This window comes from Arthrobacter sp. UYP6 (assembly GCF_040547315.1).
Classification (GTDB): Bacteria; Actinomycetota; Actinomycetes; order Actinomycetales; family Micrococcaceae; genus Arthrobacter_B.
In genome coordinates, this window is the sequence record NZ_JBEPPM010000008.1 from 55,555 (window position 1) to 68,235 (window position 12,681).

Below are 12,681 nucleotides of genomic sequence, written 5' to 3' on the forward strand. Positions count from 1 at the left end.
GAGTCAACGGCATGCTAGATGTGCACCGGCTTCGGATCTTTTCCGCCGTGGTGGCCAGCGGCTCCGTCGCCGCCGCCGCGGCCAACCTCGGCTATACCCCCTCGGCGGTCAGCCAGCACCTCACCATCCTGCAGCGGGAAACCGGCCTCGCCCTCCTGGAGCGCGCCGGCCGCGGCCTGCGCCCGACGACGGCGGGGCTGGCTGTGGCGGCGCAGGCGGAGGAGATCCTGGCCCGGCTCAGCGACGCCGAAGCCGTGCTTGCCGATCTCCGGACCGGCCGGAACGGCAGGCTCTCCATTGGCTACTTCGCGTCAGTGGGCTCGGCGTGGATGCCCGCAGTGGCCCGCCGGGTCACCGACGAGCTGCCCGGAGTACGCCTGGAGCTGCAGCTGCGCGACGACGTGGCAGCGGCTCCCGAGGACCGTCCGGACATCCAGCTGGTGGTCGGCCGGAAGGGAACCATCAACCCGGGCAGCGGCTTTGACGCGCACCACCTGATCCATGACGCCTACGTTGCCGTCCTGCCGGATACCCACCCCTTCGCCGGCCGGGACGAGGTGGAGCTGGCGGACCTGGTGGGGGAGCGCTGGGTGGACAACGACTTTGCCTACGGACTGTGCCGGCAGAACCTGCTGGACACCTGCGCCGCCGCCGGCTTCACCCCCACGTTCCATGTGGAGGCCCACGACTACGCCACGGCCATCGCCTTTGTCAGCGCCGGCATCGGCATCACCGTGCTCCCCGGCCTTAGCGCCCGGCAGCTGCCGGCCAATGTCCGCAAGGTCGCCGTCGTCCGCCCGGCTCCGGTCCGCTCCATCTACGCCGTGGTGCGCCGCAGCATGGCCGAAACGGAACCGGTGCAGCTGGTGCTGGATACCCTGTTCGAGCGGAGCCACCCGGAGCCCGCAGCCGCGGGGCAGCGCCGGCGCTGATGCGCTCTGCCGTCGACGACGGTGCGCACGCCATGGTCCTGGCCGGGTATACCTAGCCGGGTGCGCCGTCCTGCAGTTAGTGACCTGCCAACACGCTGCGGGCGTGCTCGTACTTTTCGGCCAGCCGCTGCCGGGTGGCGGGATCAAGCTGGGCCGTCCGGGCCGGGTCGGTGTTGTCATCCAGGTCCGCCTGCTTGACCGCCCGGGCGATCCGGTTGGCGCCCACCCGCAGATAGTAGGCATCCGGATCCTCGTCTGCCCGCTTTGTCATGGCATCGACGGCGGCAACTACCTCGGACGGGAACTGCCGGGCCAAATCTGCGAGGGTTACCGGGGTGTCCTCGACAACGTCATGCAGCCATGCCACCGCCTGCGCCGCTTCTAGATCTTCAGGAGCGGCATGACGGGGAACATGGCCGGCCACCCGTCCGGGATGCCCGATGTAAGGGGATCCGTTTTTGTCCACCTGTCCCTGATGGGCTGCAGCGGCAACTTCCTGAGCCTCGGTCACTAAGTCACGCATCAATTGTCTCGCTTTCTGCCGCGGATGTCGCAGCGTTGCGGATTTCCTAAGGCTGACGGTAACGCATACCCCTGACATAGCGGTTTGCCGCGCTTGTCATCGGCTATTGGTCCGGCGTCGTCGGCGTGGGACTACTGCACCCACCGCTCTTTGGCCGCCCGAAATAAAACCCCAACAATTCGCGGCCGCCGCCGGTACCGTGCCACGCTGGCACTTTGCGGAGATGAGGAGCAGCAGCCATGAAACGCAGGATCCCGCAGTACAAAGAACTCCGCGACCTGGTCCAGTTCAAGACCTTTGACCTGGATCGCCGCCGGGCACGGCTGGCTAAGGCCACCAATGCGTGGGAGCTGCGGGACATCGCCAAGCGGCGGATTCCCGCGGCGGCCTTCGACTACGTGGACGGCGGGTCCTTTGCCGAGCACTCGCTGCAGCGCAACCGGGCCGCGTTCAACGACGTCGAATTTGTTCCGCACGTGCTGCGCGACGTCACCACCGTGGACCTGAACACCAAGATTGCCGGCACCGAGGCGGCCATGCCCGTGGGCATCGGGCCCACCGGACTGACCCGGCTGATGCACTCCGAGGGCGAGATTGGCGGAGCGCAGGCCGCCGCCGCGTTCGGCGTGCCCTTTGCGCTGTCCACCATGGGCACGGTCTCCCTTGAGGAGCTCGCCACTGAAGTGCCCGACGCCGCCGCCTGGTTCCAGCTGTACCTCTGGAAGGACCGGGGCAGGTCCAAGGAGCTGGTGGACCGCGCCGCTGCCGCGGGCTACGGCGCGCTGATCGTCACCGTGGACACTCCCGTGGCCGGGGCCCGACTGCGGGACACCCGCAACGGCATGACCATGCCGCCCACACTGACGCCCAAAACCATCCTGGACGCCTCCTACCGGCCCGAATGGTGGTTCAACTTCCTCACCACCAAACCGCTGGGATTCGCCAACTTCGAGGGGGAGCGGGTGTCCCTGGCCGAGACCGTGAACACCATGTTTGAACCGTCGCTGAACATGGCGGACCTGGACTGGCTGCGGGAGACCTGGCCGGGGAAGCTGATCGTCAAGGGCATCCAGTCCCCGCAGGACGCGGTGGAGGTACTGGCCCGCGGCGCCGACGCGATTGTGGTGTCCAACCACGGCGGCCGGCAGCTGGACCGGGCTCCGGTGCCGCTGCGGATCCTGCCCTCCATCCGCTCCGCAGTGGGACCCGAAGCGGAAATCATCCTGGACTCGGGCATCATGTCCGGCGGCGACATTGTGGCCGCGATTGCCGCCGGGGCCGACTTCACGCTGATTGGCCGGGCGTATCTCTACGGGCTGATGGCCGGCGGACGGCAGGGGGCCGAACGGACGCTGGACCTGCTGCGCTCCGAGATGACGACGGTGATGCAGCTGCTGGGCGTTACCCGCCTCGCCGATCTGACGCCGGAGCACGTGCGCACCATCTAAAACACGCAAAGACTGTATTTAACCGAGAGGGTCTGTGGCCGGCGGCGGTGAAGCCGCCGGCCACAGGCACCAGAGGGATCAGCCCGCGCGGAGCACCCGCTCGGCGATGAGCCGCGAGTACCAGAGGGCGCTGTCCTTGGGGGTGCGCTCCAGCGTGTCATAGTCCACGCGCACAATGCCGAAGCGCTTGGAGTATCCGTAGCCCCACTCGAAGTTATCCATCAGCGACCACACCTGGTAGCCGCGCAGGTCCACGCCGCGCTGCATGGCGCGGTGCGCGGCAGCGAAGTGGCGGTGCAGGTAGTCGGTGCGTTCGACGTCGTGCACGGCAGGTGCGCCGTCCGCACCGGTGACCACTTCATCAGCAAACGCGGCACCGTTCTCGGTGACCATCAGCGGCAGGTCCGGCCAGCGCTCGTGCACCGAGACCAGCAGGTCCTCCAGTCCGGCGGGGTCAATGTTCCAGCCCATCTCCGTGTACGGGCCCGGCTGGGGGAGGAACTCCACCATGCCGGCCCCGGGCCAGGCGGTGCCGGGGGCAGGCTTATGCCCGTCCGCGTTGGTCCGTTCTCCCTTGCCGTCCCAGATCCGCACCCGGTTGGTGGAGTAGTAATTGATGCCCAGGAAATCCAGCGGCTGGCAGATCAGCTGGGTGTCGCCGTCGTGGATGAAGGACCAGGCGGTGATCCCGGCGGTGTCCGCCAGGACGTCCGCCGGGTAGGTGCCGTTCAGCATCGGTTCCAGGAACAGCCGGTTGGCCAGCCCGTCCACCCGGCGCAAGGCCTCGGGGCCGGTCTCGCCTTCGGGCCGGAAGACGTGCAGGTTCAGGGTCACGGCAATCTCCGCATCGGCGGAAACCACGGCGCGCAGTTCCTTCACGGCCAGGCCATGGGCCAGGTTCAGGTGATGGACGGCGGTGAGGGCTTCGACGTCGTTGGTCCGCCCCGGGGCGTGGGCGCCGGAGCCGTAGCCCAGGTACGCGGAGCACCACGGCTCGTTCAGCGTGATCCAGCCGGCAATCCGGTTCCCGAGCCGCTCGCCCATCAGCCGGGCGTAGTCGGCAAAGGCGTAGGCGGTGTCGCGGCTGGTCCAGCCGCCCTCATCCTCCAGAGCCTGCGGCAGGTCCCAGTGATACAGGGTGGCCAGCGGCTTGATGCCGCGGGCAATCAGCCCGTCCACGAGCCGTTCGTAGAAGGCCATGCCGGTCTCGTTGACCGGTCCGCGGCCGGTGGGCTGGATCCGGGACCAGGAAATGGAGAAGCGGTAGGCCTCCAGGCCCAGCTTCTGCATCAGGTCCAGGTCCTCCTCCAGCCGGTGGTAGTGGTCGCAGGCCACATCTCCGGTGTCTCCGTTCCAGACCTTGCCGGGAGTCTTGCTGAAGGTGTCCCAGATGGAGGGGCCGCGGCCGTCAGCGTTGAAGGCCCCCTCAATCTGGTACGACGCGGTGGCCGAGCCGAACACAAAGTCCGGCCCAAAGACCAGGCCCTCATCCCGGTAGTCGAAGCTCAGGGCCGGGGAAGCGGTGGAAGAAGTTGTCACTGGAGTACTGCCTTTCCTTGGTCTGCATTAACAATGTCGCCGGAGGCCAGACGGGCACGGAACGCGCCGCCGTCGGACCGGGTCAGGATGGTTTCACGAGCGCCGATACGCGCGGTGAAGGTCACCTCAGCACCGCCGGGATTGGTGATCCGCACGGTTTTTTCGACGACGACGGCGGCGGGTTCCGTGCCGCCGTCGGGCCCGGGCCCGACGTCGTTGAGCGCGGGGTAGACGGTGACCAGCGGATTGTCCGTGTAGTCATAGTCCGGCCGGTCCTCGCGGGAGCCGGTGACCAGCACGGTGTTGCCGCGCACCCACAGCGGCAGGCTGTCAAAGGCGTGCTGCTCGGTGCGCCAGGCGCCCCCTGGGACCGTCTCGCCGGTGAAGTAGTTGGTCCAGGTCCCGGCGGGAAGATAGTAGGTGACGTCACCGGCGGCGCTGAACACGGGAGCCACCAGCAGGCTCTCGCCGATCAGATACTGCCGGTCCAGATAATCCACGGCCGGATCGCCGGGGAACTCCAGCTGCAGCGGCCGCATAAACGGCAGCCCCTGCTCGTGCGCCTGCCGGCCCACCTCATAGAAGTAGGGCATCAGGGACATCTTCAGTCGGGCGAACTTCCGGGTGACATCCACGGCGCTGAGCCCGGCCGGTTCCTCGCCGGTGTCAAAGGCCCACGGCACCCGGTAGCTGGTGGAGCCGTGCAGCCGGGAGTGGCTGGAGAGCAGGCCAAAGGCCACCCAGCGCTTGAAGACCGCCGGATCCGGATTGCCCTCGAAGCCGCCAATGTCATGGCTCCAGAAGCCAAAGCCGCTCAGCGCCAGGGACAGTCCGCCGCGCAGGGTTTCGGCCATGGACCGGAAGCTGGAGGAGTTGTCCCCGCCCCAGTGCACCGGCATCTGCTGGCCGCCGGCCGTGGCGGACCGGGCAAAGAGCACGGCGTTGCCGGCCCCGTGCTGTTCCTCCAGGACCTGGAACACGGCCTTGTTGTAGAGCTGGGTGTACCAGTTGTGCATGGCCTCGGGCTGCGCGCCGTTGTGCCACACCACGCCGGTGGGGATGCGCTCGCCAAAGTCGGTCTTGAGCGAGTCCACGCCCTGCCCGATGAGGTGGCGCAGCTTGTCCTGGTACCAGGCGGTGGCGGCGGGGTTGGTGAAGTCCACCAGCCCCATGCCGGCCTGCCACATGTCCCACTGCCACACCTCGCCGTCGGCCTTCTTCACCAGGTAGCCGGCGTTGGCGGCCTCATCGAAGAGCGGGGAGCGCTGGGCAATGTAGGGGTTGATCCAGGCGCTGACCTTCAGCCCCTTCTCATGCAGGCGCTTGAGCATCTTTTCCGGCTCCGGGAAAACCCGCGGATCCCACTCGAAGTCCGTCCAGTTGAACTCGCGCATCCAGAAGCAATCAAAGTGGAACACGCTCAGCGGCAGGCCGCGCTCGGCCATGCCGTCCACGAAGTGGTTCACGGTGGCTTCGTCATAGTCGGTGGTGAAGCTGGTGGACAGCCACAGCCCGTAGGACCAGGCAGGCACCCGGGCCGGACGGCCGGTGAGGGCGGTGTAGCGGCGCAGGATCTCCGCCATGGAGGGACCGTAAATAACAAAGTACTCCAGGGATTCCCCGGCCACGGAGAAGGCGACTTCCTCCACGGATTCGGTGCCCACCTCAAACGAGACATGCTCCGGATGGTTGACGAAGACGCCGTAGCCCTTGTTGGTCAGGTAGAACGGAATGCTCTTGTAGGACTGTTCGCTGGCCGTGCCGCCGTCCGCGTTCCAGACATCCACGGTCTGCCCGTTCTTGACCAGCGGGCCAAACCGCTCCCCGAGTCCGTACACCAGTTCGCCCACGTCCAGAGAGAGCTTGGCCTGCAGATAGGTCGTCGCCGGCGGGCGGCCGGTGAAGCTAACCCCGGTGGGGCCCACGGGTTCGACGGCGACGGCGGCGTCCGCGGCCAGCGTCAGGTAGCCCACCGCTTTGGGCCCGCTGGTGGTCAGCGTGCGTCCGGCGGCCTCGAAGGACAGGTTCCAGGGATGCCCGTGCGTGATGCGGGCCCGCAGCGGCCCTGCGTCGAGCACCCCGCCGTGCTCGTCCACGCTGGCGGCGGCGTCCGGGTTTCCGGTGCCGAGGAGGTCAAAGCCACCGGAACCGGCCGCGCCGCGGTGATGGCTGATGCGCACCCCCACCACACCCTCCAGCGGGCTGGTGAGGTCAACGGTCAGCAGGGTCCGGTTCAGGGTGTCGCCGCGGCGGGTGATCACCTTGGTGGGGGCGGAGATGGTCAGGCCCTCCGCTGTGGGCTCGACGTCGTACGCCTCCTGGGCGTACAGGGCGTGGACGCCGGGGCGGGTCTCCCAAAATCCGTCACTGAATTTCACATGGTCTCCTGCTGGTCTGATGGTTCGGTCAAGTGGTGTGGAGGCAGATCGGAGGTGCTGGGCAGATCTGGGGTGCTGGGGAGCGGGAGCCGGAGCGAGAGGCTGCGCCCGGGCTCAAGGCGGATGATCTGGCGGCTGCCGTCCACCTCGACCTCGTGGGTTCCGGCGGCGTCCCCGGTCCGCGGCGTCAGGGTGGCGGCGGTCAGGCGGCCGTCCTCCCAGCTCAGGTCCACGGTGATGCCCGGCCGGGCAACGAGCCCGCGGACCCGGCCGGAGGCCAGGTCCGGCGGCAGCGCCGGCAGCAGCCGGATCACCCCGGCGTGGCTTTGCAGCAGCGCCTCGGACAGGGCGGCAACATAGCCAAGGTTCGCGTCCAGCTGGAACGGCGGATGCGCCGTGAAGAGGTTCGGATACAGGCCGCCGGCATGCACTCCGGTAGTGGCGGTGCCGTGGGCCGTGCCTGCTTCACGGAACAGCAGGCGGAGCAGGTCGCCGACTTTATCCGCCTGTCCCAGCCGGGCCCGGAGGCAGGTCTTCCAGACCAGCGACCATCCGGTGGAGTCGTCGCCGCGTCCGTCCAGGCTCAGCCGTGCGGCGGCTGCCAGCTGCGGATCCGCGGTTCCGTTGCCCGGATACACAAAGGTGAGATGCGAGAGGTGCCGGTGCCGGGGATCGGTGGCGGTGTCCGCCGGACCCCATTCCAGGATTTCTCCCGTGCCGCCGATGGCCGGAGGTGCAATCCGCGGCCGGGCACGGCGTACCTCGGCAACCACGGGATGCTCCTGTTCCCCGACCAGCGGGGCCAGGGCGAGGACCACGTTGAACAGTTCCGTTATCAGGGTGCGGTCCATGGCCGAGGAAGTGGCTAGCGCCGCGGTTCCCTGTGCGCTGTGGTAGGTGTTCTCCGGAGAGGTGGAGGGCCGGGTCTGCAGCCAGGGACCGCCGTCGTCGATCAGCCAGTCGCACAGAAACTGGGCGCAGCCCACGGCCAGGTTCCAGATCCGGGACAGTTCGGTGGGGGCGGCGGTGCCGAAGCGGCGGCGTTCGTCCAATTGGCGCACCAGCCAGGGCCCGGCCATGGGCCACTGCGACCAGCTGGCGTGTCCGGCGGTGGGGGAGGTGAAGGCCCAGGCATCGGTGTTGTGGTGGGCCACCCAGCCGCGCGCTCCGTACAGGGTGGCGGCGGTGGACCGGCCGCGGTCCGCCAGAGCCTCGACCAGCTGCAGCAGGGGCTCGGTGCACTCGGGCAGGCCCGCCGGATCGGCGCCCCAGTAGTTCATCTGCGCGTTGATGTTCAGGGTGTAGTTCGAGGACCAGGGCGGGCGCATCTCCTCGTTCCAGATGCCCTGCAGGGTGGCGGGGAGGCTGCCGGCCTGGGTGCTGGAACCGGCGGCGGGGCGGGAGCTGCAGATCAGCAGGTAGCGACCGTAGGCGAAGAGCAGGACGGCCAGCTCCGGATCGGCGGCGAGGACGCCCGCGGGGGAGGCGTTGGCCTCCCGGATCCGGACGTCGGTGGGGACGGCGGACCGGTCCGGCAGGGCCTGCGGGCCGGGGAGAAGGGTGAGTTCCGTCCGGTCAAACAGGAGCCTGTGTGCGTGGACATGGCGACGGAGCAGGTCGTCAAACCCCTGCTCGAGCGCGGCGGCGGCCTGCCTGCCGGCGGACACGCGGCACTCCGCGGCGGTGCCGGAGGGGAGCTGGCCGGGGGCAGTGAAGGTGGTGGCGGTGGCGAGGACCAGCACCAGCTCCGTGACGCCGGTGAGGACCAGATCCGCCGGAGACGCATCCGACGCCGGGGCGTTGTGTCCGGGTGTTCCGTTGTGTCCGGGTGTTCCATTGTGGCGCAGCGTCCCGTTGTGGCTTAGCGCCAGGCAGAGTGCCCCCTCCACCGGCCGCACGCCGTCGACCTCCCAGCGCAGCGGAGGTTCTTCCGGTGCGTGGCCGGGGGCGACGTCCGCCGGCAGCCGCAGCTCCAGGCCCGCAGTGTCCGCGGCCGTGCGGCGGCCCAGTTCCCGCAGCGGAGAAGTGAGCCGGATCCGCACATCAACCGGAGCATCGGCGGTCAGCCGGTGCACCAGCACGCCGTCGGCCGCACTGATGAAGGTGACCTGGCGGGATTCGCCGCCGGGGAACTCTCCCTCGGCGGTGTGCACAGCGTTATCCAGGCGAAGTTCCCGGCGCGTGTTCCCGCCGTCCGCCAACGTCGGTTTATCCGTCGACGTCGGTTCAGCCGCCGTCGCCGGTTCGCCCGCTGTCGCCGGTTCGCCCGCTGTCGCCGGTTCGCCCGCTGTCGCCGGTTCGCCCGCTGTCGCCGGTTCGCCCGCTGTCGCCGGTTCGCCCGCCGTCGTAGACAACAGGACATCGGCGAACGGAAGGTATGCCTGCGAATAGCGCGACTGCAGCGGTTGAAGCAGGGCTTCCGCCTCCACGGGGCGCCCCTCGACCAGGGCTGCGCGGGCCCGGGCGAGTGCAAGAGCGGCGGTGTCCGGTGAAACCCGGCCCAGCCGGTGCTCGCTGTCCGGGCTGCCGGACCAGGCGGTGGCGTCATTGATCTGCAGCCGCACGCCGTCGGGCCCGGGCAGCACCATGGCGCCGAGCCGGCCGTTGCCCAGGGGCAGCCCGTCGAGCCACTGCTGCGCGGGGCGGAGGTGGAACAGCGTGGTGGCGGTCATTAGAAGCGCACACCGCCGGCGGCCAGGCCCGAGCGCCAGAAGCGCTGGAGCGAAACGAAGACCACCACAATGGGGATGATCGAGACCAGGGCGCCAATGACCACCAGGGTCTGGAGTCCCGGAATGGTGATGGCGGCCTGGCTCCAGCCGCTCAGGCCCACGGTCACCGGCATCAGGCGGGCGTCGCTGATCACCAGCAGCGGCAGCATGAAGTTGTTCCAGCTGCCAATGAAGGCAAAGAGCATGATGGTGACGCCGCCGGGGCTGAGCAGTTTCAGGGCGATGGAGAAGAACGCTCGCCATTCGCTGGCGCCGTCCAGCCGTGCTGCCTCCAGCAGTTCCTGTGGAACGGCGGACTGCGCGTAGACAAACGCGAGCAGCACCCCGAACGGGTACGCCAGGCTGGGAACCAGCACGCCCCAGATGGTGTTGTTCAGCCCGATGTTCACCAGGAACAGGTAGGTGGGCTGCGCCAGGACGGTCTGCGGAATGAGCATGCTGCCCAGCACGGCGGCCAGCACAACGCTGCGGCCCCGGAACCGGTACATGGCCAGTGCATAGCCGGATATGAGGCAGATGAACGTCATAAGCACCGAACCGACGCCGGAATAAATCAGCGAGTTACCCATCCAGCGCCAGAAGATGCCGTCATTGTAGGAGCTCAGATCGGACAGGTTCTGGAAGAAGTTCATCTTGGAGAACAGGAACCCCGGCGTCGAAAACAGGTCCGAGGTGCTCTTGGTGGACGCCACCACCAGCCAGTACACCGGCACCAGGAAGTACAGCGTGGTTGCTGCCATGACAATCCAGGCCAGGATCCGGGCGGCGCGGCTGGGGCGTTCGCCCTCGCCGTGCACTGCCGGCTTGCGGCCCTGCCGGGCCTGCTGCGCCTTTCGGGCGGCGTCTTTGGGGGCCTCAGGTGCGGTCAGCACGGGGAACTGGGTCATTTCGCGCTTCCTTTTTTCCTGTTGGACACGGCGGAGATGGACACCGAAAGCACAAAAGTGACCAGTCCAATGATGATGGCCATGGCGGAACCGATATTGATGTCCCCGCCAAGGGTGGTGGAGGAGAAGACGGCCATGTTGGGGGTGTAGCTGCCGGAGATGTTGGAGGTCACGGACCGCATGGTCATGGGTTCGTTGAACAGCTGCAGCGTGCCGATGATGGAGAACAGGGTGGTCAGGACCAGGGCCGGAAGGATCATGGGAACCTTGATCTGCAGCGCCATCCGGAACTCGCCGGCGCCGTCGATCCTGGCTGCCTCATACATCTCGCGCGGAACCGTCTGCAGGGAGGAGAACAGGATGATCATGTTCACGCCCACCACCGACCATACGGAGATGTTCGCCAGTGACCACAGCACGTTGTCGGGGGAGAGGAAGTCCACCGAAATGCCAATGCTCGCCAGGCCCTCCACAATGGGGCTGACCTTGGGCTGGTACAGGAACCCCCAAATCAGGGCCGCCACCACCGAGGGCACCGCGTAGGGCAGGAACACGCTCAGCTGGAAGAACCGCTTCCACCGCACCACGGCGGAATCGAACAACAGGGCCAGGACCAGGGAAATGAGGAGCATCACCGGAACCTGGACCACGCCGAACAGCAGCACCCGGCCAAAGCTCTCAACAAATGCGGAGTCCGCGAAGGCCTGGGCGTAGTTGGCGAACCAGACAAACTGCTTGTCATTGGCCCCGCCGAAGCCCAGGCCGCTGCGTTGGGTCTGGAAGAAACTCGTGTAAAGCGCCAGGACAATCGGCAGCAGGATGAAGACGAGGAACAGGATGATGAAGGGCGCCAGGAAGACGTAGGGGGCCACCCGGATCCCGCCGCCGCCGCCGCGCGGTCGGCGGGATCCGCGGGCAGCTGCGGGCTTTACCGGCGCGGCTGCTGGGCTGCTCATTCGACGCTCAGCCCCATGTCCTTGAGGTCCTTCACAGCCGATTCCTGCACTGCGGCCAGGGCCTCGGCGAAAGTCATCTGCTTGTTGCCCACGCGGGCAAAGGCATCCTTCAACGCGTCCTGCGTCAGGTCGTAGCCCGGACCGTCAACCCAGGCGCTGGGAACCTTCTTGGCGGCGTCGGCGAACACCTCGTTGATGACCTGGCCGCCGAAGTATTCCTCCGGTGCCAGCAGATCTTCGTTCTCCAGGCCCGCCAGCGCGGAGGGGAACAGTCCGCCGTCGTTAATCAGGATGTCCAGGGCTTCGTCGGAGCTGTTGAGCCAGGTGGTGAAGTCCACGGCCTGCTCCACGTGTTCCGTGCCTTCCGGGATGACGTCCACGCTGCCGCCGGTTTCACCGGCGGTGTCCTTGCCCGTGTAATTCGGCGACGGCGCCACGGACCACTTGCCGGCCAGGCTGCCGGCGCTTTCCTCCAGCAGGGCCGGGAACCAGGCGGCGTAGTTGATGGTGGCGATGTTGCCGGCGTTGACTTCGGCCCAGTATTCGGGGGTCCACATGTCCACCACCTTGACGAGGTCCTCATCCAGCAGGGTCTGCCACACCTTGGCGACTTCCTGGCTGGCCTGGTTGTCCACCTGGACGGACCAGGCGTCATTGCCGGTGTCGTACCAGGTGCCCTCGTTCTGCCAGACGGTTTCCACCCACAGCCCGGTCTCATTCGGTGAGAACTGCGCCAGGTACAGGTCAGGATCCGCGGCTTTCAACTTCCGGCCGGCCTCAATGTACTCGTCCCAGGTGGTGGGTACCTTGATGCCGTACTGCGCAAACAGGTCCGAGCGGTACATCAGGCCGGTGGGGCCGGAGTCCTGCGGAATGGCGTAGACGGCGTCGTTGAAGGACACCCCGCCCCAGGAGCTGTTCGTGAACTTCTCGTCCAGACCCTCGGTGTATTCGGTGATGTCCGCCAGCCGGTTGTTGATGATGTGGCCGGGCAGGGAGTGGACGGACATCTGCACCACGTCGGGGGCGGTGCCGGCGTCGATCGCGGCCGGTACCTTGGCGCCGTCGTCGCCGGTCATGCGGAAGAACTCCACCTGGGTGTCCGGGTTCGCCTCATTCCAGGTGTCCACGGCCCGTTCCAGGCCCGGCGCCCAGCCCCAAAACTGCAGGGTAACGGGTCCGTCATCCGCGGCTTGACCGGAGGAACAGGCGGTGAAGAGCAGGGCGGAGGCAGCGGTCAGCGCCAGGGCCGAGAGGGCTTTCCGGTGTGTGGAGGTGCGTGCCAT

Annotated in this window: 9 protein-coding genes; 2 read left to right on the forward strand and 7 right to left on the reverse strand. The window is 67.6% G+C overall.

Annotated features, from left to right (window positions below; translation table 11 throughout):
* Nucleotides 1-11 precede the first annotated feature (11 nt).
* A complete protein-coding gene (locus ABIB35_RS08515; protein ID WP_354180548.1) occupies nt 12-932 on the forward strand; it encodes a LysR substrate-binding domain-containing protein in 921 nt (306 codons plus the stop codon).
* A gap of 76 nt (nt 933-1,008) precedes the next feature.
* Here ABIB35_RS08515 and ABIB35_RS08520 read toward each other — a convergent pair whose 3' ends face one another.
* Nucleotides 1,009-1,455 carry an HD domain-containing protein gene (locus tag ABIB35_RS08520; RefSeq protein WP_354180550.1) on the reverse strand — a complete coding sequence of 149 codons (447 nt, stop codon included), beginning with the start codon at nt 1,453-1,455 and terminating at the stop codon, nt 1,009-1,011.
* A gap of 239 nt (nt 1,456-1,694) precedes the next feature.
* Between ABIB35_RS08520 and ABIB35_RS08525 the strand changes: the two genes are divergently transcribed.
* On the forward strand, nt 1,695-2,903 hold the full coding sequence (locus tag ABIB35_RS08525; protein WP_354180551.1) for an alpha-hydroxy acid oxidase: 1,209 nt from the start codon (nt 1,695-1,697) through the stop codon (nt 2,901-2,903).
* 78 nt (nt 2,904-2,981) lie between these two features.
* Here the strand turns inward: ABIB35_RS08525 and ABIB35_RS08530 are convergent, their stop codons facing one another.
* The 6 genes from ABIB35_RS08530 to ABIB35_RS08555 are packed head-to-tail and all read right to left on the reverse strand — an operon-like array spanning nt 2,982 to nt 12,681.
* Nucleotides 2,982-4,442 (reverse strand): GH1 family beta-glucosidase, encoded by a 1,461-nt coding sequence (locus ABIB35_RS08530; protein ID WP_354180552.1) that lies wholly within the window; start codon nt 4,440-4,442, stop codon nt 2,982-2,984.
* Complete coding sequence (yicI, locus tag ABIB35_RS08535; protein WP_354180554.1) at nt 4,439-6,820, reverse strand: alpha-xylosidase; 2,382 nt, start codon at nt 6,818-6,820, stop codon at nt 4,439-4,441. The genes ABIB35_RS08530 and yicI overlap by 4 nt, the downstream gene beginning before the upstream one ends.
* On the reverse strand, nt 6,817-9,492 hold the full coding sequence (locus tag ABIB35_RS08540) for a glycosyl hydrolase family 95 catalytic domain-containing protein (RefSeq protein ID WP_354180555.1): 2,676 nt from the start codon (nt 9,490-9,492) through the stop codon (nt 6,817-6,819). The genes yicI and ABIB35_RS08540 overlap by 4 nt, the downstream gene beginning before the upstream one ends.
* Nucleotides 9,492-10,439: a carbohydrate ABC transporter permease gene (locus ABIB35_RS08545; RefSeq protein WP_354180557.1), complete on the reverse strand. Its 948-nt coding sequence runs from the start codon at nt 10,437-10,439 to the stop codon at nt 9,492-9,494. The genes ABIB35_RS08540 and ABIB35_RS08545 overlap by 1 nt, the downstream gene beginning before the upstream one ends.
* Nucleotides 10,436-11,395 carry a carbohydrate ABC transporter permease gene (locus ABIB35_RS08550; RefSeq protein ID WP_354180558.1) on the reverse strand — a complete coding sequence of 320 codons (960 nt, stop codon included), beginning with the start codon at nt 11,393-11,395 and terminating at the stop codon, nt 10,436-10,438. The genes ABIB35_RS08545 and ABIB35_RS08550 overlap by 4 nt, the downstream gene beginning before the upstream one ends.
* On the reverse strand, nt 11,392-12,681 hold the full coding sequence (locus tag ABIB35_RS08555; protein WP_354180559.1) for an ABC transporter substrate-binding protein: 1,290 nt from the start codon (nt 12,679-12,681) through the stop codon (nt 11,392-11,394). The genes ABIB35_RS08550 and ABIB35_RS08555 overlap by 4 nt, the downstream gene beginning before the upstream one ends.